Origin of the sequence: Alteribacillus bidgolensis (assembly GCF_002886255.1) — a bacterium.
In the GTDB taxonomy this organism is placed as follows: domain Bacteria; phylum Bacillota; class Bacilli; order Bacillales; family Marinococcaceae; genus Alteribacillus; species Alteribacillus bidgolensis.
Window position 1 is genome coordinate 3398403 of sequence record NZ_KZ614149.1, and the last position, 24775, is coordinate 3423177.

At 41.9% G+C, this 24775-nt stretch carries 21 protein-coding genes, 1 tRNA gene and 3 rRNA genes; 22 read left to right on the top strand and 3 right to left on the bottom strand.

Annotated elements, in window-relative coordinates; genetic code table 11:
* The first annotated feature begins 54 nt into the window (after window positions 1-54).
* From CEF16_RS16855 to rpsI, 8 genes are all read left to right on the top strand, one after another.
* A complete protein-coding gene (locus CEF16_RS16855; RefSeq protein WP_091587270.1) occupies window positions 55-999 on the top strand; it encodes a DNA-directed RNA polymerase subunit alpha in 945 nt (314 codons plus the stop codon).
* Between the two features lie 46 nt (window positions 1000-1045).
* The gene (rplQ, locus tag CEF16_RS16860) at window positions 1046-1411 is read left to right on the top strand and encodes a 50S ribosomal protein L17 (RefSeq protein ID WP_091587269.1); all 366 of its coding nucleotides are present in this window, start codon (window positions 1046-1048) and stop codon (window positions 1409-1411) included.
* A gap of 523 nt (window positions 1412-1934) precedes the next feature.
* On the top strand, window positions 1935-2759 hold the full coding sequence (locus tag CEF16_RS16865) for an energy-coupling factor transporter ATPase (protein WP_091587267.1): 825 nt from the start codon (window positions 1935-1937) through the stop codon (window positions 2757-2759).
* Window positions 2743-3606 (top strand): energy-coupling factor transporter ATPase, encoded by an 864-nt coding sequence (locus CEF16_RS16870; RefSeq protein ID WP_091587265.1) that lies wholly within the window; start codon window positions 2743-2745, stop codon window positions 3604-3606. The genes CEF16_RS16865 and CEF16_RS16870 overlap by 17 nt, the downstream gene beginning before the upstream one ends.
* Window positions 3607-3612: 6 nt before the next feature.
* Window positions 3613-4410, top strand: a complete 798-nt coding sequence (locus tag CEF16_RS16875) for an energy-coupling factor transporter transmembrane component T family protein (RefSeq protein ID WP_091587263.1) — start codon at window positions 3613-3615, stop codon at window positions 4408-4410.
* Window positions 4411-4424: 14 nt separating this feature from the next.
* A complete protein-coding gene (gene truA, locus CEF16_RS16880; RefSeq protein ID WP_091587260.1) occupies window positions 4425-5168 on the top strand; it encodes a tRNA pseudouridine(38-40) synthase TruA in 744 nt (247 codons plus the stop codon).
* 245 nt (window positions 5169-5413) lie between these two features.
* Entirely contained in the window at window positions 5414-5851 is a 438-nt protein-coding gene (gene rplM, locus CEF16_RS16885) for a 50S ribosomal protein L13 (protein WP_091587258.1), read from the top strand.
* 20 nt (window positions 5852-5871) lie between these two features.
* The gene (gene rpsI / locus CEF16_RS16890; RefSeq protein WP_091587255.1) at window positions 5872-6264 is read left to right on the top strand and encodes a 30S ribosomal protein S9; all 393 of its coding nucleotides are present in this window, start codon (window positions 5872-5874) and stop codon (window positions 6262-6264) included.
* Window positions 6265-6518: 254 nt separating this feature from the next.
* On the opposite strand, the gene CEF16_RS16895 is transcribed toward rpsI, so the two are convergent.
* Window positions 6519-7130 (bottom strand): TetR/AcrR family transcriptional regulator, encoded by a 612-nt coding sequence (locus tag CEF16_RS16895; protein WP_245917902.1) that lies wholly within the window; start codon window positions 7128-7130, stop codon window positions 6519-6521.
* Window positions 7131-7307: 177 nt separating this feature from the next.
* Here CEF16_RS16895 and kynU point away from each other — a divergent pair, with 177 nt between their 5' ends.
* The 8 genes from kynU (at window position 7308) to CEF16_RS16935 (ending at window position 15882) form a co-directional block, all read left to right on the top strand.
* Window positions 7308-8591: a kynureninase gene (gene kynU / locus CEF16_RS16900; RefSeq protein ID WP_091587249.1), complete on the top strand. Its 1284-nt coding sequence runs from the start codon at window positions 7308-7310 to the stop codon at window positions 8589-8591.
* A gap of 12 nt (window positions 8592-8603) precedes the next feature.
* Window positions 8604-9233: an arylformamidase gene (gene kynB, locus CEF16_RS16905; RefSeq protein WP_091587246.1), complete on the top strand. Its 630-nt coding sequence runs from the start codon at window positions 8604-8606 to the stop codon at window positions 9231-9233.
* A 27-nt stretch (window positions 9234-9260) separates the two neighbouring features.
* Window positions 9261-10094, top strand: a complete 834-nt coding sequence (gene kynA, locus CEF16_RS16910) for a tryptophan 2,3-dioxygenase (protein WP_091587245.1) — start codon at window positions 9261-9263, stop codon at window positions 10092-10094.
* Between the two features lie 61 nt (window positions 10095-10155).
* A complete protein-coding gene (locus tag CEF16_RS16915) occupies window positions 10156-11583 on the top strand; it encodes a YfcC family protein (RefSeq protein WP_091587243.1) in 1428 nt (475 codons plus the stop codon).
* 95 nt (window positions 11584-11678) lie between these two features.
* Window positions 11679-12830, top strand: a complete 1152-nt coding sequence (locus CEF16_RS16920; RefSeq protein WP_091587241.1) for a M20 family metallopeptidase — start codon at window positions 11679-11681, stop codon at window positions 12828-12830.
* 692 nt (window positions 12831-13522) lie between these two features.
* Window positions 13523-13957 (top strand): DUF2521 family protein, encoded by a 435-nt coding sequence (locus tag CEF16_RS16925; RefSeq protein ID WP_091587235.1) that lies wholly within the window; start codon window positions 13523-13525, stop codon window positions 13955-13957.
* A gap of 68 nt (window positions 13958-14025) precedes the next feature.
* Entirely contained in the window at window positions 14026-14739 is a 714-nt protein-coding gene (gene cwlD, locus CEF16_RS16930; protein WP_091587233.1) for an N-acetylmuramoyl-L-alanine amidase CwlD, read from the top strand.
* Window positions 14740-14826: 87 nt separating this feature from the next.
* Window positions 14827-15882 carry an Mrp/NBP35 family ATP-binding protein gene (locus CEF16_RS16935; protein WP_091587374.1) on the top strand — a complete coding sequence of 352 codons (1056 nt, stop codon included), beginning with the start codon at window positions 14827-14829 and terminating at the stop codon, window positions 15880-15882.
* A gap of 48 nt (window positions 15883-15930) precedes the next feature.
* Here the strand turns inward: CEF16_RS16935 and gerD are convergent, their stop codons facing one another.
* The gene (gerD, locus tag CEF16_RS16940; RefSeq protein WP_091587232.1) at window positions 15931-16572 is read right to left on the bottom strand and encodes a spore germination lipoprotein GerD; all 642 of its coding nucleotides are present in this window, start codon (window positions 16570-16572) and stop codon (window positions 15931-15933) included.
* A 225-nt stretch (window positions 16573-16797) separates the two neighbouring features.
* On the opposite strand from gerD, the gene CEF16_RS16945 reads away from it, so the two are divergent.
* Window positions 16798-17409: a KinB-signaling pathway activation protein gene (locus CEF16_RS16945; protein ID WP_091587231.1), complete on the top strand. Its 612-nt coding sequence runs from the start codon at window positions 16798-16800 to the stop codon at window positions 17407-17409.
* Between the two features lie 231 nt (window positions 17410-17640).
* On the opposite strand, the gene pdaB is transcribed toward CEF16_RS16945, so the two are convergent.
* Window positions 17641-18402: a polysaccharide deacetylase family sporulation protein PdaB gene (pdaB, locus tag CEF16_RS16950; protein ID WP_170032021.1), complete on the bottom strand. Its 762-nt coding sequence runs from the start codon at window positions 18400-18402 to the stop codon at window positions 17641-17643.
* Window positions 18403-18497: 95 nt separating this feature from the next.
* Between pdaB and CEF16_RS16955 the strand changes: the two genes are divergently transcribed.
* The 5 genes from CEF16_RS16955 (at window position 18498) to CEF16_RS16975 (ending at window position 24118) form a co-directional block, all read left to right on the top strand.
* The gene (locus CEF16_RS16955) at window positions 18498-18707 is read left to right on the top strand and encodes a hypothetical protein (protein WP_091587229.1); all 210 of its coding nucleotides are present in this window, start codon (window positions 18498-18500) and stop codon (window positions 18705-18707) included.
* 266 nt (window positions 18708-18973) lie between these two features.
* Window positions 18974-20542 (top strand): 16S ribosomal RNA (locus CEF16_RS16960).
* 291 nt (window positions 20543-20833) lie between these two features.
* Window positions 20834-23773 (top strand): 23S ribosomal RNA (locus tag CEF16_RS16965).
* Window positions 23774-23903: 130 nt separating this feature from the next.
* A 5S ribosomal RNA gene (rrf, locus tag CEF16_RS16970) occupies window positions 23904-24020 on the top strand.
* The 16S, 23S and 5S rRNA genes sit together here with 1 tRNA gene alongside, the layout of an rRNA operon.
* A 22-nt stretch (window positions 24021-24042) precedes the next feature.
* Window positions 24043-24118, top strand: a tRNA-Thr gene (locus CEF16_RS16975).
* Window positions 24119-24775 lie beyond the last annotated feature (657 nt).

Genomic DNA, 24775 nt, shown 5'->3' on the forward strand with positions numbered 1-24775 from the left:
ACGGGAAAGCCTTCTGCCGGAGTTTGGACGTTTTGAAGGAGGGTATTTTAAAGAATGATCGAAATCGAAAAGCCTAATATCGAAACGGTTGAAGTAAGCGAGGATGCCAAATACGGCAAATTTGTCGTAGAACCGTTAGAACGTGGTTACGGTACAACTCTAGGAAATTCCTTGCGTCGTATCCTTTTATCCTCCCTTCCAGGAGCTGCTGTTACGACAATTCAAATCGATGGGGTGCTTCATGAGTTTTCAACCATTGAAGGGGTTGTCGAAGATGTCACTACGATCGTTTTGAATTTGAAGAAGCTTGCCTTGAAGATATACTCCGATGAAGAGAAAGTGCTTGAGATTGACGCACAGGGCGAAGGCGTTGTAACTGCAAAAGATATTACACACGACAGTGACGTTGATATCCTTAATCCGGATTTGCACATCGCTACACTTACAGAAGGTGCGAACTTTCATATGCGTCTAACGGCGCATCGTGGACGCGGTTATGTTCCTGCTGAAGGAAATAACAGCGAAGACCTTCCAATTGGGGTGCTTCCTATTGATTCTATCTATACACCAGTTGCCCGGGTAAACTATCAAGTGGAAAATACGCGTGTTGGTCAAATTACTAACTATGATAAGCTGACACTTGATGTGTGGACAGATGGAAGCATTCGCCCTGAGGAAGCTGTTTCGCTTGGTGCTAAAATCATGAATGAGCATTTGAATATTTTTATCGGCCTCACGGATCAGGCACAAAATGCTGAGATCATGGTTGAAAAAGAAGAGGACCAGAAAGAAAAAGTACTTGAAATGACAATTGAAGAACTGGACCTTTCTGTTCGTTCTTACAACTGCTTAAAACGAGCAGGTATCAATACAGTACAGGAACTAACGCAAAAATCGGAAGAAGATATGATGAAAGTCCGAAACCTTGGCCGCAAATCTCTTGAGGAAGTTCAAGAGAAGCTAGGTGAATTAGGTCTTGGCCTGCGTAAGGAAGAATAAAAGACAACAGTGTTAATTAGTGTCTCGGAAAAGGAGGGGAATATACATGTCTGCATATGCAAAGCTTGGACGTAATAGTTCTGCACGTAAAGCACTATTTCGTGATCTTACGACAGATCTTATCATTAATGAACGTATCGAAACCACTCATGCAAAAGCGAAAGAATTGCGTCCTGTCATTGAGAAAATGGTGACACTTGGGAAACGTGGAGATCTTCATGCACGCCGCCAAGCAGCTCAATTCGTTCGTAAGGAAACAGCAGATGAGGAAAATGGAAAAGATGCTGTTCAAAAATTGTTCGATGAGATTGCACCTCGTTATGAAGAACGTCAAGGCGGATATACCCGCGTTCTGAAAGTAGGTCCTCGCCGCGGGGATGCTGCGGAATTAGCTATCATTGAATTCGTATAAGTCACTTCTATCATGAATAATGGGACTGCTAATGCAGAACACACAGACGCTGCAGTACAATGTAGCGGTCTTTGTCTGCTTTAGTACATCATGAATGATGGCAAGCTAGATTGACTTATAAGGGCAGAGGGCATACTGCTCAAAAAAGATAATACATTTGGTTATTTCTTTTTCGTAAAAACCACCTATACGTTTAATCATCCGTAAGGGCAGGACTGAACCTATTTTAGGTTACCACGTCTGTGCCCTTTTTTTAATTAGGTGCAAGAGTGTATGATATCCCGGCATACCTTCCGATCTGCTCAAAACACACACTGAACCTTCGTAAAGTAGCTTATAGACATGTGAAGTGTTGTCACGAGGTATGGCCGCAGCTCCTTTTTATAAGTCCATGTGGAGTAAGATGTGGCGATAAATGTTAAGAAATAAGAAATAAAGAAGTCCTTGAGTTGTGTTTGTTAACCTAATATAATGTTCTTGTTAACGTTTAGGAGCGGGTTTATTACAAAGGCAGGTGAAAGCAATGAATGCTGTACGGTTGAAAAATGTTTCCTTTCGATATGATGAAGAAGGACCTTGGATTTTAAATAAATTAAATGCTTCCATTCATCATGGCGAATGGATCGCTGTTATAGGTCCAAATGGTTCCGGAAAATCAACGTTGTCCCGGCTTTTTAACGGGTTATTTTCTCCAACGCTGGGTGAAGTTTTTATAGGGGAGCAATCTACAAAAGCAGAAGAAAATCTACCTGATATTAGAAAGCATGTAGGGATGGTATTTCAAAATCCAGATCATCAGTTTGTGGCTCCTACTGTAAGAGATGATATTGCATTTGGAATGGAGAATGCAGGAGTAGAAAGGGAAGAGATGGTTCTTCGGATCGAGCAGGCTGCAAGCCAGACAGGAGTCGAAAGGATACTCGAAGCAGAGCCGCACCGTCTTTCAGGAGGTCAAAAACAGAGGGTAGCAATTGCGGGGATACTGGCGTTACACCCTAAAATAATGGTATTAGATGAAGTGACTTCTATGCTCGATCCAAAAGGGAGAAAGGAAGTAATGGCCACTGTGGAAAACCTCCATACCAACGAAGGCGTCACGATAGTATCAGTCACTCATCACCTTCATGAAGCACTGCTTGCAGACCGTGTATGGTACATGGAAGAAGGAAACATTGCTTTTGATTTAGAATCTGAAAAGTTATTTTCCGAATTAAAATGGCTCAAAGATAAAAATATTCCCCTACCTTATGGATTTGAACTGCTAGAAGCCTTACGAAAAAGAAATCAGCCTACCTCTTCGTTAGAAACCTTTATTAGGGAGACGGTGAAGTATGAAGATCGTATTTGAGCAGGTAGAACACATTTATATGGAAAAAACCCCGTTTGAAACCAGTGCTCTAAAAGATGTTTCGATTACGTTTCCGAACAATTCGTGTACTGCCGTAATTGGGCGGACAGGTTCGGGCAAGTCAACTTTAGTCCAGCATATTAATGGTCTGCTAAAGCCCAATAAAGGAAATGTAATTATTGGAGATCAAGTCATTCATGCTAATACAAAACGAAAACATATAAAATCCTTGCGTAAAAAAGTAGGGATGGTTTTTCAATACCCAGAACATCAGTTATTTGAAGATACTGTAGAAAAGGATTTGTTATTTGGACCAAAAAATATAGGGTTAAATGTTGAAAACAAGAAAAAAGAACTTCCGGAATTGTTAGAGCGTGTTGGTTTAGATGAAACGTTTTTAGAACGCTCCCCATTTGATTTAAGCGGGGGACAAATGAGACGAGCAGCAATTGCTGGTGTGCTTGCAATGGAGCCTGATATCCTAATATTGGATGAACCAACAGCGGGACTTGATCCAAAAGGACAGGAAGAGATACTGACGTTATTTAAAGATTGGCATGAACAAAAGAAAACAACAATGATTATGATTACTCATCAAATGGAAGAAGCATCTCGTCTAGCTGAACAAGTTATTGTTATGGATGACGGACAGATAGCAATGGAAGGGTCTCCAAAAGAAATATATAAACGAGAAAATGAGTTAAAACAATTGGATTTGGATATACCTGAAGGTGTCAAAGTACTAAAATACCTAGAAGAAAACACAGGGGTTTCATTTTCAGAATGGTCCTTGACCCCAGAGAAAGCAGCAGACGAACTTATGATGCTATCAAACAAGAAGGAGTAAAAAAGCATGTTTGAACATGTGATTATAGGCCAATATTTGCCTGGTTCTTCTTTTTTACATCGAATGGATGCCAGGGCCAAATTAATAGCAGTGTTTTCATTTATTTTTATTATATTTTTGATGAATAGTTGGGCTGGATACGGTATGCTCTGGGCAGGAGCAGCTATTATTTATTTTTTATCCGGAATACCGTTTCGCTATATTCGTAAAGGGATGTTCCCGATTTTAATTTTAATTGTGTTTACTTTCTTTCTTCATGCTCTTTTCACTAAAGAAGGGGAAATTCTTATATCTGCAGGATTTTTTACACTATATAAGGGCGGTGTAGAACAAGGTGTGTTTATCGCATTTCGATTAATTTTACTTGTGTTTATTACCTCCCTATTGACGCTGACTACCAGTCCGATTGATTTAACCGATGCACTAGAGCAGCTGTTTACTCCTTTAAAACGTATTGGAGTACCAGCACACGAAATAGCATTAATGATGTCAATTGCAATCCGTTTTATTCCGACACTGCTGCAGGAAACAGAAAAAATCGTCAAGGCCCAGTCAGCCAGAGGTGCTGATTTTAATAAAGGTACATTTCAAGAGCGATCACAAGCATTTGTTGCATTGCTTGTTCCATTATTTGTTCGAGCGTTTAAGCGGGCAGAAGATCTAGCTTTTGCTATGGAAGCCCGTGGTTATAATGGAGGAGAAGGAAGAACAAAACTTCGTCAACTGACTTGGTCATTTCGTGATAGTGCAGCCTGTACAGCTGTACTGATATTTGGAATTTTATTGCTTTTTTTCAGGGATTAAGGAGAGATATATTCATGCAGAGAGTAAAAGCTGTCGTTAGTTATGAAGGTACATTCTTTTCAGGATGGCAAAAGCAGCCAGGTAAACGTACAGTTCAAGAAGAAATAGAAACAGCTTTAATAAGCATTCAAAAAGGACAAAAAACAAAGGTCACAGCTTCAGGACGAACTGATGCTTCCGTTCATGCTATCGCTCAAGTTATTCATTTTGATACCTCCTTATCTATCCCAGCCGATAAGTGGCCAAAAGCAATCAACAGCAAATTACCGGAAGATATACAAATTAAAGAAGCAGAGTATACAAGTTCTGATTTTCATGCACGCTTCGATGCTGTCGAAAAAGAGTACCGTTACCGCGTTCTTCCAAAACGAGAAAAAGATATATTTAGAAGAAATACTACCTTTTTTTACCCGTACCCTATAGAAGTGGCTGAAATAAAAAAAGCAGCTGCTTACCTTAAAGGAACGCATGATTTTTCTTCCTTTTGTGCATCTGGTACCGATGTGGTGAATATGGTTCGGACAGTGTATAAAGCGGAAGTACTCGAAAAAGGAGATGAATTGCACTTTATTTTTCGAGGAAACGGCTTTCTATACAACATGGTGCGTATAATGGTGGGAACTCTGCTTGAGGTAGGAAAAGGCATGAGAAGACCAGAAGATATCCTTGAAGTAATCTACACAAAAAAACGAAGTGCTGCTGGAAAAACAGCGCCTGGCCATGCATTATATTTATGGGAAGTATGCTATGAAAAATAGGTGCTAGAACTTAGGCAATTGGACGCTGGGCGGTAAAAAACTAAGATTTTTTGCTAAAACAACAAAAAACACATGTTTTTAATAAAAAAACAACGTCGCCAGGTGTAGCAAACCATTGACATTACCCTCGCAATGTTATATGATGTTATTTGGCATTTCACGTCCCACAGCCCCGGGATCGGAAATGATGAACGTAATGACATGTGATATATAAATGTATGATAAAAGATTTAGGAGGGACATTGATGCGTACGACATATATGGCTAAGACCGACGAAGTAGAGCGCAAATGGTATGTTATCGACGCAGAAGGCCAAACACTGGGTCGTTTGTCCAGTGAAGTAGCTTCTATTCTTCGCGGCAAAAACAAGCCTCAATATACACCGCACATTGATACGGGAGATAATGTGATCATTATCAATGCAGAGAAAATTGAACTTACTGGAAAGAAGCTCCGTGATAAGATGTATTACAGCCACAGTCAGTATCCTGGCGGATTAAAAGAAACACGCGCGTCTGAAATGCGTGCAAATAAACCAGAGAGAATGATTGAGCTTGCAGTAAAAGGAATGCTTCCAAAAGGTTCACTCGGACGTAAGCAAGCGAAAAAGCTTCATGTATTTGCAGGACCAGAACACAATCATCAAGCACAACAGCCTGAGAAGTACGAACTTCGCGGCTAAATTAAAGGGAGGGTATTATTTTGGCACAAGTGCAATATTACGGTACTGGCCGTCGTAAGAACTCCGTTGCCCGTGTATTCGTTGTACCTGGTGACGGTAGTATCACTATTAACAATCGCGACATTGATGAATATTTTGACCTTGAAACACTTAAACTTGTCGTAAAACAACCACTTGCTGAAACTGGCACAGAAGGTCAGTATGATTTAAAAGTAAACGTAAACGGTGGAGGATTTACAGGACAGGCAGGTGCTATCCGTCATGGTGTAGCACGTGCACTTCTTGAAGTAGATCCTGATTTCCGCAAGCCGCTTAAGAACGCTGGTTACCTTACTCGTGATGCTCGTATGAAAGAGCGTAAAAAGTACGGTCTCAAAGCAGCACGTCGTGCGCCACAGTTCTCGAAGCGTTAAGAAGAACGTATCTTATTATTTCATGGGTTTGCCCTCTTTGCTCTCACAGAGCGGAGAGGGCTTTTTCTTGTTTGCCATGCGACTGGAAAATCGTTTGCAAAAGAGTGCGTATTTAAAAATATTTTAGCCATGCTCTTTTTACGGATTCGCCGGGTCCCCTGTAAGACGTCTTTTGATTTACTGCTAATCGATTGCTTCTGGTCGGCTAGTAAGGATTGATTTTTAGTTAAAAAGAAGGGACCTGCCCTTCTCATTTATTGCTGCGGATTACTGTAAAGCCCTTTCATATAAATAGTTGTCATATGCTTGATAATATCCTCGATATCATTAGAGGGCGATTCATGAATGACTTCCCACATAAACATCTCGTTTGTATAAAACCATAACCTTGCTACTAAAGATGGGGAAAGGCTCGAATCGGCAAGTTTATACTCTTGAGCATACATAATGTCCTTTGTAATGCTGGCTGTAAATTGATCACGAATATCTTGCCATCTTGCTTCTACTTCTTTTGAAACACCAATTGCTTCCTTGAATACCTTCATCAACTCTTTTTTCTTTATAGCTAGTGACAGAAAGAGTTTAACTTGGTTTGAAACAAGTTCATAAGCTTCGTTTGATGTAGCAGGATGAAACGGAATAGAAGCAATCTTTGTAAATTGTTCCATCGTATCTTCCATTATTTTAATAAGGAAATCTTCTTTATTTTTAAAGTATACGTAAGCTGTTCCATGGCCTGTTTCTGCTTTATTATTAATGAGTCGAATCGTTGTATTTTGAAAACCATGTTCTAGGAAAACTAACTCTGCTGCTTTCAATAATCTATTCTTTGTTTCTATGGCTTGCTGCTGCCTACTATTAGCCACCAAATCTCTCCCTTATCGTTAATGAATGTCTCATCCCATTATAACTTAAATTTAATATAAAATTTTAGACTTCATTCTTTTCGTTGACAATAAGTCATTGACAAAGTGTCAATAAAACTATAACATTGCTTATATAATATGTTTGACAATTCTATCAATTTAAAATTTTGAGGTGGAATGGCAGTGAACCAAAACCATTTATATTCAGAAAAGTACGCAAAAGAATTAGACCAAGAGGATCCTTTAAAGGATTATCGAGAGGAATTTTATATAGGAGATGCTATTTATCTGGATGGTAACTCTCTCGGTCTTTTATCAAAAAGAGCAGAAAAGTCCCTTATGACTATTCTGAACTCGTGGAAAGAATACGGTATTGATGGTTGGACCAGCGGTGAAAATCCGTGGTATTACCTTTCCCGGGATTTAGGGAAGAAGCTGGCCCCTTTAGTTGGTGCTCAAGCTGAAGAAGTAATTGTTACAGGATCTACGACAACCAATATTCATCAGCTAGTGTCTACGTTCTATAAGCCAACTTCTAAAAGGTACAGAATATTAGCTGATGATGCTACCTTCCCATCTGACATTTATGCGTTAAAGAGCCAGCTGCAATTGAAAGGATATAACCCTTCTGAAGCACTTATTCAAGTAGAGAGCCAGGGTGATATCCTAGTAGAAGAGCAAATCATCGATCAGATGAAAGAGGACGTAGCTCTCATTTTATTACCAAGCGTGCTTTATAGAAGCGGACAAATTTTAGATATGAAAAGACTGACAGCAGAAGCTCACAAAAGAAATATTATTATAGGCTTTGACTTATGTCATTCCATTGGAGCAATTCCTCATGAGCTTGATAAATCGGATGTTGATTTCGCTATGTGGTGTACCTATAAGCATATAAACGGAGGGCCTGGATCTGTCGGGGCATTGTATGTTAATAAAAAGCACTTTGGCCAGAATCCCGGATTGTCCGGCTGGTTTAGCTCTAGAAAAGATATCCAGTTTGAAATGAAACACGAATTAACGGCAGACGTAGATGCTGGTGCTTTTGAAATCGGCACCCCCCATGTTTTAAGCATGGCACCGCTGATTGGCTCGCTTAATATGTTTAATGAAGCGGGCATAAACAGCATTCGAAAAAAGTCCTTGGCACTTACAGATTACATGTTAGACTTAATCACCTATGAGCTGAAAGAATTTGGTTTCGAGATTGTAACACCACTTGAACACTCAAAACGTGGCGGACATATTCTTTTAAAACATCCGTACTCAGCAAGTATTTGCAAAGCACTTAAAAGTGCTCGTATCATTCCTGATTACAGAGAACCTAACTTTATTAGATTAGGGCCTGTTGCATTATATAACTCGTTCCATGACATTTGGAAAACGATTCAATCGCTCAAACAAATTATGACAGAAGAAAAATATAAAAATTTTGCTAATAAGCGAGACATTATCGCCTAAGGATGGATGGAAATGAAAAAAGGAAAGTGGATAGACATATCCCAGCCGGTTCATGACAATATTGCACATTGGCCCGAGGATATTCCGTTTTCATATGAATTATCGTTTACAAAAAAAGAGACAGGATCAGTAAACATTGGAAGGATTACTACCAGCCTTCATACAGGCACTCATGTTGATGCACCGTTCCACTTCTCAGACAACGGTGAAAAAATTATAGATCTGGATATTAATCATTTTATTGGACCGTGCCTTGTTGCAGATGTAACCAGTTTAAAAACAATTAACAGAGCAGCCCTGGAAAACCTTCATATCTGTGGAGCCGAGCGCTTATTATTAAAAACCTCCACTAAGTGCAGCCCGAATACTTTTCCTAAAAGTGTTCCCTGTCTTACGGTAGATGCTGTGGATTTCCTAAAAGAAAGTGATATCAAACTACTGGGGGTCGACGTTCCATCCGTTGATCCGTTAGACAGTAAAGAATTACTGGTTCATCACCAATTGTATAAACACAAAATTAATATCCTGGAAAACGTAAAACTAGACCATATTAAGCCAGGTAAATATGAATTGGCCGCTCTTCCGCTTCCTCTAAAAGAGGGAGATGGAAGCCCGGTTCGTGCAGCCCTTAGGGTGCTTTAGTAAAAAGTAATGTTGAGGAGTGATTAGATGAAAAATCCAACTAACAACGAAAACAATATTGAAACGAACTTTAAGGAAAAGATGACCTATGGAGAATATTTGCAGCTTGATTCCTTACTCTCAAGCCAGAACAGATTATCTGGTCACCATGACGAAATGCTTTTTATTATCATTCATCAGGTAAGTGAACTTTGGATGAAGTTAATACTGCATGAGCTGAATGCTGCAATAGAAGCTATCAAAAAAGATCATTTATCTGTCAGCTTTAAAAAACTGGCTCGCGTATCACAAATCCAATTTCAAATAATACAGGCTTGGGATGTTCTGTCTACGTTAACCCCATCTGAATACCTTGAATTTAGAGACTCTCTAGGAAGTGCTTCTGGCTTCCAATCTTATCAGTATAGATTAATTGAATTTGCTTTAGGTTATAAATCAGATTTCATTCTAAAGATTTATGAAAAGGACACAAAACTACACCAGAAGTTAGAACAGGCTTATAGAGCACCCAGCCTTTACGATGTTTCTATCTCCGCCTTAAAAAGGGCAGGCTTCGACATTTCCGATGACATTCTGAAAAGAGATGTTTCTAAAGCTTATACATTTGATGAGAGTGTACATAAAGCTTGGAAAGAGGTTTATCTAAACACAGAGGATTACTGGGACCTATACCAACTTGCCGAAAAACTTGTTGACATTGAAGACCGTTTTCAACAATGGCGTTTCCGTCACATGAAGACGGTGGAAAGAATTATAGGTTTTAAAACAGGAACGGGCGGGTCATCAGGTGTTCATTATTTAAAAAAGGTTTTAGACCAAAGATTTTTTCCAGAACTATGGGATTTGCGGTCAGAATTGTAGGCAGGAATCTTAATAAAAACCCATATGCTATGATTACAACGATTGAGGAAAGGATGATTAAATGTCTGTTCCGAACGTAAGGGAAATCAAGGTAAAACAGCATCGAAAAAAGTTTGAGATGCCGGATGTAGTAGTCATTTTGTTTGGTTTTTTGCTATTAGCCTTTATTGTTTCGTTCATACTGCCCTCTGGGGCTTATGAGCGGGTGGAAAGAAACGGGGTAACCCAAGTAGACCCAGAGACTTTTCAATACATACCAATGGAGCCGCTTTCTATCCTAGATATCTTTTCATCCATACAGATAGGGCTTGTCAACGCCTCAAGCATTATATTTTTAATTTTAATTGTCGGTGGAACTATTAAAGTGATTGAATCGACAGGGGCCATTAATGCAGGAATCCATTCTTTTATTACAAAATCAAAAGGGAACTATCAATTATTAATTTTTACATTCTGCACTATGTTTGCCCTTCTTGCCTCTTTAGGGATTGCTCCTAACCTTGCCATCGCTTTTGTTCCGATAGGGCTTTTGTTAGCTCGTTCTTTAAAATTGGATCCCATTGTTGGAGTGGCAATGGTTTTTCTCGGAGCCTATGCAGGTTTTAGCGGCGGGGTATTCGACCCTGTAGTTACTGTCATGGGGCAGACGATCGCAGAACTGCCCCTCTTTTCTGGATACCTATTTCGAATGGCTATATTTGCAGCCTTCTTATCTATTACAATAATATACATTTGCTTATACGCAAAAAAAATAAGAAATAATCCTGCTAAAAGCTTCATGGGAGCAGATTCCTTTTCTGAACATCTCGAAGAAAATGTTTATATGGAAGAGAACACTTTTACGAGCCGTCATATGATTGTTCTCTTATTATTCTTTTTATCTATTGGTTTGTTTGTATACGGTGCGTTTTCGTTTGGCTGGTCTATAAATGAGCTTGCAGCAATCTTTCTCATGCTCGGTATAGCTGTTGCTTTCATAATGAAGATCTCTCCAAATGGTTTAGTGAAGAGGTTTATGGACGGGGTAAGAGAAGTGGTGTACGGTGCTCTAGTCATAGGAATAGCAGGAGCTATTATAGTTCTGCTTAATGAAGCGCAAATTGTAGATACCATAGTACACTTCACTGCTTCTTCTTTAGAGGGGTTTTCACCAAGTGCAGCAATGCTGCTGTTGTATATTTTTAATTTGGTATTTAATGGATTGATTACATCGGGAACAGGGCAGGCAGCTATTGTTATGCCAATTATGGTTCCTATAGGTGATATGCTGGAAGTGACCAGGCAGTCCGTGTTTATTACCTTTAAATTAGGAGATGCGGTAACCAATATCATTACACCGCTGTCCGGAACACTAATGGCTTGCCTGGCAATAGCAAAAGTATCCTTCATTGACTGGATTAAATTTACTTTCCCATTATTCCTTCTCTGGCTTGTCCTGGGAGCAATATTTATAGGCATTGCCGTTTCAATAAATTATGGCCCATTATAAAATATTGTTTTTTGAAAATTTTATTATTTTAGCACTTTTCTCTTAGTATGCTGCAAGGCACTATGGCGAAATTATAACAAGGGAGTAATCATTATATGAGTAAAAAGGCAGTACTGGACTTTATTGACGATAATAAACAGCCGATGCTGAACCTCTGGGAACAGGTGGTGAACATTGAAAGCGGCCCCGATCAGAAGAAAGGAACAGATGCCATTTTAATGTTATTAAAAAAAATCCTAGAAGATGAAGGATTTCATACACGTATGGTTTCCTATGACAAAGCCGGAAATACTCTAATTGCGGAATTTGGAAACCAGATTCTTTCAAAGCCAATTGCATTTATTGGTCACGTTGATACTGTTTTTTCTAAAGGATTTTTATTAAATCACCCTTTCCGGCTGGAAGATGGAAAAGCTTATGGTCCTGGAATACTTGATATGAAAGGGGGAATTGTATCCACAATTTATGTGCTAAAAGCATTAAGGTCAATTCATTATGATAAGCATCCTTTAAAGGTTATTATTGTAGGTGATGAGGAGACCGCTCATATTCATTCCGCCTGCAAAGAGTTATTAGTTAATGAACTAAAGGGCTGTATGTGCGCTTTTAATACCGAAACAGGAAATTTAGAAAATCAATTAGCTATTGGAAGAGCTGGAGGTGCTGCATACGAACTCGAAGTCGAAGGTGTAGCCAGCCATACTGGCATGGACTGGCAAAGTGGAAGAAATGCGATTATTGAACTTTCCCGAAAGATGCTAGAGATAGACGCGGCTTCGTGCTTTGAAGAGGGTTATACTTTTAATGTTACCCTTGTAGAGGGAGGAGCCGCAGTAAACACATGCCCTGATTATGCGAAAGCGACCATCGGAGTAAGATACCAGACAAAATCCCAACAAGAACTGACCAACCAAAAATTAAAAGAAATTGCATCACGTTCCTATATCCAGGGAACAACATCAATATTAACTTACAAAGGCGGATTCGATCCGATGGAAGTAACCGAAGCAAGTAAAGATTTGTTTGAAATTATTAGAAAGAGCGCCAAAGAAATTGGTACTCAACAGCCTGGCTCATTTTTCAGCCAAGGAAGTTCAGATTCTTCTTATGCGGTTGCAGCCGGTGTTCCAACGGTTTGTGCCCTCGGACCTCAAGGAGAAGGCAACCATACTCCAGACGAATATGCTGTAGTTGATTCTATATTCACTAGAAGTAAACTGATTGCCGCTACTATTCTAAACCTATAAAAGATAATTTCATCAGCTTTTACATTTTTTCTACAATGCACATCCATTTAAGAGTTAGGTAAAACTATAATCATTAATACTTCTTTAAGTTGTTCATTTAAAGAAGAAGCTGGCATGTAACCGAGTGATTGATTTTTCATTCTATACAAACGCTTAGAATAACATAACGGGCATTTCTAAAACTCGGCAGCTTAAGCCCTGCCGTTACTTTATCAACTCTTTAAACCAATTTGATGTTTGCCAATATTGATTGCGATGATTAAACTGACTTTCTTTTACCCTTTACTCTATATCCAATGTTACAGCTGCCAACGCTGCCTGAGGTTGTGCAGCTGTAAAGGTATCATTTGAAAATGCTGTATAAATATCCCCGCTGGTATTCTCCCATCCAATAAACAATTTTTCACGATTTCTTCTTTATCATCTTAACATTGAGCAGTCTTATTTTTATTCAATTAAAAAATGATTAAACATAATAACGGATATATCATTGTGACATATATTAACTTTATTATCGTCTCTTCGTTCATTAAATAAATCTCAAATTTTGTATAAATTTGTATGCTCTAAGGCTGTTTAAGTCCCCGCCGGTTCGAACAGAAAGTGTTTTATCCTTGCCTGTAATGGTAAACACCAACTCGTATTTCTGAGAGCCTCTAACACATAATAAAATTGAGGAGGGAGGCTTTTTTATGGGGACCGTTGTATCTTTAGAACCGCATCGTTTAAAAAAAGAATGGGAAGAAGAGAAAAAGCTCTTACAAGAACTCCGGGTTGAAGAAATCAAGTCTACAGCAGAAAATATATTTGTTCCGGTATTCAGTCGTTTTCACTTTCCATATTCTTTCTTAGAAGAGGCCTGTATGGACCTTGCGCTTGAAGCGTTTTTATCTGGCGGAAAGTTCAGCAGGTATGTGGACAATGGTGAATTAGCGTTTCGCTTTAAAATGCAAGCGGTGCTTGCGATTAGCAGCATAACCACTGAGTTATACGAATTTATGAGCGGATGGGTAGAAGAACCGGCTGCTCAAAGGTCTGATCTTAAAGAAATAGTGGAATGCTTTGTGACGTATTGGTGGAAAAGAGGTCTTGAAGCTGGAACAAAAAGACACCTATTACGCCTTTAAACAGGAATACTTGGCCCGCTCTTTCATATATATGATACAAGCTAGAGAATGAAAAGGAGCGGGCATGTATGAAAAAATGGCTTGGAATTGCCATTCTATTCATAGTATTAGCTGGAACTGCCTTGTTTATGCATGAGCGGTTTATGACGAAAGATTCAATGACAAATTGGCATGTTCCATTATCCGGAAAAGTGATCATTTTAGATCCTGGACATGGTGGAGTTGATGGAGGGTCTTCAAGCAAGGATGGTGTATTGGAAAAGGAAGTCGCTCTTAATATTTCATTAATGCTTCGAGAATATCTTCAGGAAGCTGGAGCGCTTGTATTCATGACCAGAGAAGGCGATTATGATCTTGCCAGAGAGGGTTTAAAAGGGTACAGCAAACGAAAAAAAGAGGATTTAAACAAACGTGCTGAAATTGTAAATGAGAGCGGCGGCGATGTATTTGTGAGCCTTCATTTAAATGCTGTTCCTTCTTCACGGTGGAATGGTGCTCAAACGTTTTATCATCCGAGAGTTCCTGATAATAAAAAATTAGCCAATCTCATTCAAGAAGAAATGATGAACAATTTGGAAAATTCAAGCAGGACGACAAAACCTATTAAGGAGTTATTCATTTTAAGACAAGCGGACATACCAGGGGTGTTGGTAGAAGCTGGATTTTTATCGAATCCAAGTGATGCCTCCTATTTAAAAACGGAAGAATACCAAAATAAAGTTGCATTATCTATTTATCGTGGATTGCTGCGTTATTATGCTGGAGAAGAAATAAAGGAATAATAATTGTAAACGTTTGAAAGAGGGGGAGGGAAAACGGTATGCTATACTTAGAATAATTTTAGTGCCAATTAAAGGATGGTGTCCGTGTTGTTAAGTGAAGATAAGGTTTTTGATACATTAAAAAACATAAAAGATCCCGATCTGCAAAAAAGCATTGTAGAAACAGGCGGAGTTCGGGAAATGAAAATAAAAGAAGATAACGTGAGTTTGAAAATTGCACTAGCCCGTACAGGAACTGCTGAGCAAATGCAATTACAACAGCAAATTGTACAAGCTGTAAAAGAAGCAGGCGCGGAATCCGTTGGATTAAGGTTTGATACATTGGGGGAAGAGGAAGTAAAACAGCATGGCGGCTCCTCACAGTCACAAGAAGAAAAAACTTCGCTGCTCTCAAAAGAAAATAAGACTAAATTTATTGCCGTGACAAGCGGAAAAGGCGGCGTCGGAAAATCGACAGTTTCTGTAAATATCGCTACAGCAATGGCCAGGGCCGGAAAAAAAGTCGGTATTATCGATGCAGATATTTATGGATTTAGTGTTCCTGATATGATGGGGATAGATCAGCGCCCTACCGTGAAAGGCGAAACGATTTATCCAGTAGAGCGCTTTGGAGTAAAAGTGATTTCCATGGGCTTTTTTGTAGAAGATAATGCACCGGTTATTTGGAGAGGGCCAATGCTTGGAAAAATGCTTAATAATTTCTTTAATGAAGTAGAATGGGGCGAGCTTGACTACTTAATTCTTGATCTGCCGCCTGGAACAGGGGATGTGGCTCTTGATATTCACACGATGCTGCCAGAGTGTAAAGAACTGATTGTAAGCACTCCACACGCAACAGCAGCATTTGTTGCTGCACGTGCGGGAGCTATGGCAATAAAGACAAATCATGAGATCCTTGGCGTGATTGAAAATATGGCTTATTTTGAAAGCAAACTTACTGGAGAAAAGGAGTATGTATTTGGACAAGGAGGCGGGGAACGTTTAACCGAAGAACTAAAAACCGAACTTCTTGGACAAATTCCATTGGGACAACCAGATATAGATGAAGAAAATTTTGCACCTTCAGTGTACGATAGGGAACATCCAATCGGAGCAATTTATGCAAATATAGCAGATCGTATTATTGAAAAAATCGGTAAATAAATTCACAAAAAGCACCAAAAGGAGGTTTCTCCTGAGGTGCTTTTTGTATTAACCGCCGCCGCTGCCTCCGCCAGATCCGCTTCCACCGCCGGAACCACTTTCTTCACCACCTTGACCTTGTTTACTATCTTCTTTTTTCATTTGTTCTTCGGCGATTTTTGCTAGGATTTCACTGATTTTAGCTTTAAAGTGCGGACTTTCAAACGCTTCTGTCATGATAGTCATGACTTGCTGCCTGTATTCCTTTCCTTTTAAAAGCTCTAACGTGGCTTTTTCCATCTCCGGGTCTTTCATGACGTCCATCAGCATTGTCTGGTATTCAGGATCTTTCATAAGTCCTTTTAATAATTTTTCGTTTTCTTCTTGCATACTATCTGCTAAAGCTTTGGAAAACTCAGGATCTTTCATCATCTCCTGCCAGAAAGTTTTCCCTTTATCTGATGTCATCGTGTCTTCAATAGATTTTTTTACCGTTTCCTGTTCGATGACAATGCTTTTCTTCATTTCCTCATCACTTAAAATTTCACGGATAGCACTTTTTCCGTCATCCGTTTTTAACAAATCAACAAGCATCTTTTTCGTTTCCTCATAATCGGATTGCCCTCCGCCTTGTTCTTCTGCTGCAGCGGCGCATCCTAATAACAGGCAAAAGCAGATAACAGCAGTTAAGCCAGCTTTTACATAACGCATAATAATGCGCTCCTTTCTGCATATCCTCTCCCATAAATTGACTGCTGTATTGGCAGTCCGTTGACATATTTAAGCTTTGTTTTATATACAATTCACATTAATAATATGGCTGAGATGTGAAAAAATTATGCACAAAAGTAAGCGTGTATAGCTTTTTTTTCGTTACATTGGTAAAATCATTACGGTGGCTAATTTAGACAGGTTTTATTGAGGAGCGCGATCTTTTTGAATGCAAGAAAGCTTGTTTACTTATTTTTCTCTACTTTATTGATAGGAGCTTCTAGCGGAGCCATAGTGGGAGTTCTTTTAGATCTTGAAACATACATCAGCGGAGGTATATTAAATTTTATATTCGGAGTATTGTGGATGTTTGGTATCAGTGCAGCCATTAGTTTGGTGGCACAGATGGGGTATTTTGCATATTTGACTTTGCACCGATTTGCGCTTGGTTTATTTAAGTCAGTCAAACTGTGGAACTGGGTCCAAATCGTATTGATTTTATTTGTTCTGTTTGATTTAATTTACTTGCGTTATGTTGCATTTGCTTCTGAAGAGGAAACGATAGCAGGATACGTAATTATGCCTTTATTGCTTTTCGTTTACTGTATTCTTGTCGCTTTTCGCAAACAACAAGAAACAAACAAAGAAGCATTTGTTCCTGCATTGTTTTTTATGTTTGCAGTCACGACCATAGAGTGGGTCCCTGCCTTAACGGTAGAAACGGTAAATGAAACAAAGTGGCTGTGGATTTACCTGACTCCATTGATTACAGCCAATACTTGGCAGCTTCTTATTTTACACCGTTTAACAGGCGGGTCTTTACGTACAAACAAATAAAACCACAGCGTGTAACCATCAAGCTGTGGTTTTTTGGTTTTACGCTGTTAGAGCTTCCAAATACCGCCGTTGTCCCAGAAACATACTTTCACACGATGTGGTGACTTTTACGTTGACTTAAACAGGATGTGTTGACTTCTGCCTGGTACAGGACGTTCACGAACTTAGCAGAAGTTCTTTTACCTAGACGTTTCCTTTATTCTTGCGGCAAGCAAAGTTTTTTTATGACAATTATTTAATTTCCTCAATGTTTGCTTCTGCTTGAGATATGAGTTCTTCTATATCTACAAAAGAATAATTCTCATTATGGAGCTTATCAATGATAATTGGAAGTGCTTCTCCTGTTTGTTTAGCTGAATCTGAAGCATGGAGTAATATAACATCTCCAGGCTTTATTTCATCAGTTATATTATTGACGATAGTATCCACACCAGGATTTTCCCAATCTTGTCCTCCTACGCTCCAATGGACAACAGAGTATCCAAATCGGTCAACGGTCTCTAATACACTTTTGTTAAAATCTCCATGAGGCGGACGAAAATATTCTACATCCTTTTCTGTTACGTCTTTAATTTTTTTATGACTTAAATTTAAATCACTTATTATTTCATTTTCCTCTAGCCGCGGATAATGCTCATACCTGTAACCGTGGTTGCCAATTGTATGCCCATCTTTCATCATCTTTTCCACAATATCGGGATGCCGCTCGGCCCATGCTGCAGAGATAAAAAATGCTGCATTTACTTCCTTCTCTTTTAAAACGTCTAATATTGGTAGTGCTTTGTCTTCGCCCCAACTAATATTAAATGTTAAAGCAACCTTTTTTTCTTTTATATCTGCTCTGTAAAATGCTGCTGGTTCTTCATTGGTTGAAAAGACGGGCATTAAGGAATTATTTATTATAAATCCTCCCAATGTAATAAATACCCCTAACAATAAAAGAAATAATAGTTTAAATTTTTGACTACCAATTATCCATACTTTTCTAGGCACCGTATTCGACTCCCTCCAAAGAATCATCCTTGGCATAAACCTATGCACAAAAGGACAAGATATGAATATAACATTTATTGGAAGCAGGGATTATTATGATGGGTATTCTTATTAATGTTAAAGAAGCACAAGAAATGGAGTATCTTCTAAAAAGAGAATTAGAAGAGCTGCTTTTAGATTTTGAAGACAACAGAATCGATCCTGTTGTAAAACGCGCAATGGAAGAAAAATATCGAATTGTTTTAGGGATATATCGGCGTTTTGCATCTTCTGCTGAATGTAGCAGATATATAAAATCATTTTGAAATTATTATTTTTTTATTAATTATGGTTGACGCTCTTTGGAAGTGCGTGTTAAATTATTAAATGCGCCTTTGAGAGAACAAAGCAATGAGCTCAAAACAATATTAAATTTATTGTTGACTTAATTGGGCAGACGTGATAATATATAAAAGTCGCCAATTAAGAGGGAAGGCGAACAAAGTTGTCCTTTGAAAATTGAATGAAAGTCAAGCGTCTGTTAATTTCTTTAATTGTTATGTAAGATACAGCTTGTATCAGACGAACCAATTTATTGGAGAGTTTGATCCTGGCTCAGGACGAACGCTGGCGGCGTGCCTAATACATGCAAGTCGAGCGCGGGAAGCAGGCAGATCCCTTCGGGGTGACGCATGTGGAACGAGCGGCGGACGGGTGAGTAACACGTGGGCAACCTGCCTTGCAGACTGGGATAACCCCGGGAAACCGGGGCTAATACCGGATGATCAGCCAAATCGCATGATTTGATTGTAAAAGTAGGGACTTGTTCCTTACACTGCAAGATGGGCCCGCGGCGCATTAGCTAGTTGGTGAGGTAAGAGCTTACCAAGGCAACGATGCGTAGCCGACCTGAGAGGGTGATCGGCCACACTGGGACTGAGACACGGCCCAGACTCCTACGGGAGGCAGCAGTAGGGAATCATCCGCAATGGGCGAAAGCCTGACGGTGCAACGCCGCGTGAGTGAAGAAGGTTTTCGGATCGTAAAGCTCTGTTATCTGGGAAGAACAAGTACCGGTCGAATAGGCCGGTACCTTGACGGTACCCGATCAGAAAGCCCCGGCTAACTACGTGCCAGCAGCCGCGGTAATACGTAGGGGGCAAGCGTTGTCCGGAATTATTGGGCGTAAAGGGCGCGCAGGCGGTTTCCTAAGTCTGATGTGAAAGCCCACGGCTCAACCGTGGAGGGTCATTGGAAACTGGGGAACTTGAGTACAGGAGAGGAGAGCGGAATTCCACGTGTAGCGGTGAAATGCGTAGAGATGTGGAGGAACACCAGTGGCGAAGGCGGCTCTCTGGCCTGTAACTGACGCTGAGGCGCGAAAGCGTGGGGAGCGAACAGGATTAGATACCCTGGTAGTCCACGCCGTAAACGTTGAGTGCTAGGTGTTAGGGGTTTCGACGCCCTTAGTGCCGCAGCAAACGCATTAAGCACTCCGCCTGGGGAGTACGACCGCAAGGTTGAAACTCAAAGGAATTGACGGGGGCCCGCACAAGCGGTGGAGCATGTGGTTTAATTCGACGCAACGCGAAGAACCTTACCAGGTCTTGACATCTTCTGCCACTTCCAGAGATGGAAGGTTCCCCTTCGGGGGACAGAATGACAGGTGGTGCATGGTTGTCGTCAGCTCGTGTCGTGAGATGTTGGGTTAAGTCCCGCAACGAGCGCAACCCTTAACCTTAGTTGCCAGCATTCAGTTGGGCACTCTAGGGTGACTGCCGGTGACAAACCGGAGGAAGGTGGGGATGACGTCAAATCATCATGCCCCTTATGACCTGGGCTACACACGTGCTACAATGGATGGTACAGAGGGACGCGAAGCCGCGAGGTGAAGCGAATCTCAAAAAGCCATTCTCAGTTCGGATTGCAGGCTGCAACTCGCCTGCATGAAGCCGGAATCGCTAGTAATCGCGGATCAGCATGCCGCGGTGAATACGTTCCCGGGCCTTGTACACACCGCCCGTCACACCACGAGAGCTTGCAACACCCGAAGTCGGTGAGGTAACCCTATGGGAGCCAGCCGCCGAAGGTGGGGCAGGTGATTGGGGTGAAGTCGTAACAAGGTATCCCTACCGGAAGGTGGGGATGGATCACCTCCTTTCTACGGAGTATTTTCCGAGTCGAGCTCCGCTGGATCTCATGATCCAGGGAGCGGACGCTGTGACTTTCATTCAATTTTGAGAGGAGAACTCTCAATGAATGATCTTCGGCTAAGTACGTCACGTCCTGTGACAACGCCGAAGGCAGGACATCCTGTCCGTTGTTCCTTGAAAACTGGATAACGAATGCAAGAGCCAAAGAATACACCGGAGTTTCATCAAGGTGGTCAGTACATGACCATGATTGTGAGACTTTCGAGGCGTGTTTTAGAATGATACAACTACCTTTGTAAGGTTAAGCTAGAAAGGGCGCACGGTGAATGCCTTGGCACTAGGAGCCGAAGAAGGACGCGACGAACGGCGAAACGCCCCGTGGAGCTGTAAGTAAGCTTTGATCCGGGGATATCCGAATGGGGAAACCCACCATCCATAATGGGATGGTATCCGCACCTGAATCTATAGGGTGTGAGAAGGCAGACCCGGGGAACTGAAACATCTTAGTACCCGGAGGAAGAGAAAGCAAATGCGATTTCCTGAGTAGCGGCGAGCGAAACGGAATCAGCCCAAACCAGGGTGCTTGCACCCTGGGGTTGTAGGACACTCCATCGGAGTTACCAAGAAACAGCGTAGGCGAAGCGGCCTGGAACGGCCCGCGAGACACGGTAAGAGCCCGGTAGTCGAAACGCTGTTTCCTCCGGAGTGGATCCTGAGTACGGCGGGGCACGGGAAACCCCGCCGGAATCCGGGAGGACCATCTCCCAAGGCTAAATACTCCCTAGTGACCGATAGCGAACCAGTACCGTGAGGGAAAGGTGAAAAGCACCCCGGAAGGGGAGTGAAAGAGATCCTGAAACCGTGTGCCTACAAGTAGTCGAAGCCCGTTTATGGGTGACGGCGTGCCTTTTGTATAATGAACCGGCGAGTTGCGATCGTATGCAAGGTTAAGCGGAAGACGCGGAGCCGAAGCGAAAGCGAGTCTGAACAGGGCGTACAGTATGCGGTCGCAGACCCGAAACCGTGTGATCTACCCATGTCCAGGGTGAAGGCAGGGTAACACCTGCTGGAGGCCCGAACCCACGCAAGTTGAAAATTGCGGGGATGAGGTGTGGGTAGTGGTGAAATGCCAATCGAACTCGGAGATAGCTGGTTCTCCCCGAAATAGCTTTAGGGCTAGCCTCGGATAAAAGAGTCCTGGAGGTAGAGCACTGATTGGACTAGGGGTCCCTACAGGATTACCGAATTCAGTCAAACTCCGAATGCCAGCGACTTGTTATCCGGGAGTCAGACTGCGAGTGCTAAGATCCGTAGTCGAGAGGGAAACAGCCCAGACCACCAGCTAAGGTCCCTAAGTATACGTTAAGTGGAAAAGGATGTGGAGTTGCTTAGACAACTAGGATGTTGGCTTAGAAGCAGCCATCATTGAAAGAGTGCGTAATAGCTCACTAGTCGAGTGACTCTGCGCCGAAAATGTACCGGGGCTAAACGTATCACCGAAGCTGTGGATGCACACCATCGGGTGTGCGTGGTAGGGGAGCGTTCAAAGGGCGGAGAAGCCGGATCGTGAGGACCGGTGGAGCGCTTTGAAGTGAGAATGCCGGTATGAGTAACGAAAAGAAGGGTGAGAATCCCTTCCGTCGAAAACCCAAGGTTTCCTGAGGAAGGTTCGTCCGCTCAGGGTTAGTCGGGCCCTAAGCCGAGGCCGAAAGGCGTAGGCGATGGAAAACAGGTTGAAATTCCTGTACCACCTCCTTCCCGTTTGAGTGACGGGGGGACGCAGGAAGGTAGGGTAAGCGCGCTGTTGGAATAGCGCGTCCAAACCGTAAGGCCGATGAACAGGCAAATCCGTTCATCATTAGGCGAAGCGGTGATGGCGAGGGAAATAATAGTACCGAAGTTCCTGATCCTACACTGCCAAGAAAAGCCTCTAGCAAGGGAAGAGGTGCCCGTACCGCAAACCGACACAGGTAGGTGGGATGAGAATTCTAAGACGCTCGGGAGAACTCTCGTTAAGGAACTCGGCAAAATGACCCCGTAACTTCGGGAGAAGGGGTGCTCTCTAGGGTGAATAGCCTTGGAGAGCCGCAGTGAATAGGCCCAAGCGACTGTTTATCAAAAACACAGGTCTCTGCGAAGCCGCAAGGCGAAGTATAGGGGCTGACACCTGCCCGGTGCTGGAAGGTTAAGAGGAGGGGTTATCCCTTTTGGGAGAAGCTCCGAATTGAAGCCCCAGTAAACGGCGGCCGTAACTATAACGGTCCTAAGGTAGCGAAATTCCTTGTCGGGTAAGTTCCGACCCGCACGAAAGGTGCAACGACTTGGGCACTGTCTCAACGAGAGACCCGGTGAAATTATAATACCTGTGAAGATGCAGGTTACCCGCGACAGGACGGAAAGACCCCATGGAGCTTTACTGCAGCTTGATATTGGATTTTGGTACAGCTTGTACAGGATAGGTAGGAGCCTTGGAAACCGGACCGCCAGGTTCGGTGGAGGCGTCGGTGGGATACTACCCTCGCTGTACGGAAATTCTAACCTCGGACCGTAACCCGGTCCAGGGACAGTGTCAGGTAGGCAGTTTGACTGGGGCGGTCGCCTCCCAAACAGTAACGGAGGCGCCCAAAGGTTCCCTCAGAATGGTTGGAAATCATTCGCAGAGTGCAAAGGCAAAAGGGAGCTTGACTGCGAGACCTACAAGTCGAGCAGGGACGAAAGTCGGGCTTAGTGATCCGGCGGTACCGTATGGAAGGGCCGTCGCTCAACGGATAAAAGCTACCCTGGGGATAACAGGCTTATCTCCCCCAAGAGTCCACATCGACGGGGAGGTTTGGCACCTCGATGTCGGCTCGTCGCATCCTGGGGCTGAAGTAGGTCCCAAGGGTTGGGCTGTTCGCCCATTAAAGCGGCACGCGAGCTGGGTTCAGAACGTCGTGAGACAGTTCGGTCCCTATCCGTCGCGGGCGCAGGAAATTTGAGAGGAGCTGTCCTTAGTACGAGAGGACCGGGATGGACACACCGCTGGTGTACCAGTTGTTCCGCCAGGAGCATGGCTGGGTAGCTACGTGTGGACGGGATAAGTGCTGAAAGCATCTAAGCATGAAGCCCCCCTCAAGATGAGATTTCCCATAGCGCCAAGCTAGTAAGACCCCTTGCAGATGACAAGGTTGATAGGTCTGAGGTGGAAGCGTGGTGACACGTGGAGCTGACAGATACTAATCGGTCGAGGGCTTATCCAGCACAAAGGTAAGCGCCTCGTAGAACGGCTCAAATATTCGTTATGCAGTTTTGAGGGAGCAATTCCCTATCAAGAAAAGGATCGTTGAGATGTTGTCTCCTATGACGATGATCAAACGATTCCATCCAAAGTCTGGTGACGATAGCGAAGAGGTTCCACCCGTTCCCATGCCGAACACGGAAGTTAAGCTCTTCAGCGCCGATGATAATGAAGGGGCAACCCTTTGTGAAAGTAGGACGTTGCCAGGCTTAATTTTTATATTTTACATAGGCTTCCTTAGCTCAGCAGGCAGAGCGCATCCATGGTAAGGATGAGGTCAGCGGTTCGAGCCCGCTAGGAAGCTCCATACATATCACTTATTTGACAAGGGTTTCAAAGAATAATGAAACTCTTTTTTCCTATGTAGAAAATTATATTTTATCTATTGTGTGTAACTAACTATCCCATTTTATTTCAACTCGTCAAATCAATCACCACCAATTTGATTAGGTGATCCTGTGAGAAACCTAAAAATAGCAATAACACTAAATCAAAAGTTAGCAGCACCGCTGCCGTATCAAATTCCCCAAAATGCTCTTCATCTGCCTTTTACTAAAAATTCAGAAATGATTTTACTACGTCACTTCCTAATAAAAAGATATTGATAATAAGGTAAGCCATTGGTGTTGGGGCAGATGATTACTGCACGGACTTTTCCTTCCGCTGCTATAACTCGAAAACTAGACCGCCTTAGCAGGCTTTTTTGTAATTAAGGGTGAACGTAGCTGAGATTGCAAAATAAACGAGTAAAGGAAAACCGATGATTAAAAATGCGAAATATTTAAATAATATTATTGACAAATTCTAAATAGTAAGTTACTTTTATATTAACTTGTATGGTACATTTAACATACAAGTTTTACTAAGTTGCTTCTTGTATGGTACATGGCAGTTAGGGGGATGAAAAATTTGGTTGTGGAATAAGCGGACGAACCTGAGGAACTAGATTACAAAGAGGCAGCAC

Excerpts from the sequence above, each read along its gene's own strand:
- CEF16_RS16870 (WP_091587265.1), top strand. The coding sequence starts at position 2,743 with ATGAAGATCGTATTTGAGCAGGTAGAACACATTTATATGGAAAAAACC.
- truA (WP_091587260.1), top strand. The coding sequence starts at position 4,425 with ATGCAGAGAGTAAAAGCTGTCGTTAGTTATGAAGGTACATTCTTTTCA.
- rplM (WP_091587258.1), top strand. The coding sequence starts at position 5,414 with ATGCGTACGACATATATGGCTAAGACCGACGAAGTAGAGCGCAAATGG.
- kynB (WP_091587246.1), top strand. The coding sequence starts at position 8,604 with ATGAAAAAAGGAAAGTGGATAGACATATCCCAGCCGGTTCATGACAAT.
- kynU (WP_091587249.1), top strand. The coding sequence starts at position 7,308 with ATGGCAGTGAACCAAAACCATTTATATTCAGAAAAGTACGCAAAAGAA.
- cwlD (WP_091587233.1), top strand. The coding sequence starts at position 14,026 with ATGAAAAAATGGCTTGGAATTGCCATTCTATTCATAGTATTAGCTGGA.
- gerD (WP_091587232.1), bottom strand. The coding sequence starts at position 16,572 with ATGCGTTATGTAAAAGCTGGCTTAACTGCTGTTATCTGCTTTTGCCTG.
- kynA (WP_091587245.1), top strand. The coding sequence starts at position 9,261 with ATGAAAAATCCAACTAACAACGAAAACAATATTGAAACGAACTTTAAG.
- CEF16_RS16925 (WP_091587235.1), top strand. The coding sequence starts at position 13,523 with ATGGGGACCGTTGTATCTTTAGAACCGCATCGTTTAAAAAAAGAATGG.
- CEF16_RS16920 (WP_091587241.1), top strand. The coding sequence starts at position 11,679 with ATGAGTAAAAAGGCAGTACTGGACTTTATTGACGATAATAAACAGCCG.
- CEF16_RS16955 (WP_091587229.1), top strand. The coding sequence starts at position 18,498 with ATGATGGGTATTCTTATTAATGTTAAAGAAGCACAAGAAATGGAGTAT.
- rplQ (WP_091587269.1), top strand. The coding sequence starts at position 1,046 with ATGTCTGCATATGCAAAGCTTGGACGTAATAGTTCTGCACGTAAAGCA.
- CEF16_RS16915 (WP_091587243.1), top strand. The coding sequence starts at position 10,156 with ATGTCTGTTCCGAACGTAAGGGAAATCAAGGTAAAACAGCATCGAAAA.
- CEF16_RS16865 (WP_091587267.1), top strand. The coding sequence starts at position 1,935 with ATGAATGCTGTACGGTTGAAAAATGTTTCCTTTCGATATGATGAAGAA.
- CEF16_RS16855 (WP_091587270.1), top strand. The coding sequence starts at position 55 with ATGATCGAAATCGAAAAGCCTAATATCGAAACGGTTGAAGTAAGCGAG.
- CEF16_RS16875 (WP_091587263.1), top strand. The coding sequence starts at position 3,613 with ATGTTTGAACATGTGATTATAGGCCAATATTTGCCTGGTTCTTCTTTT.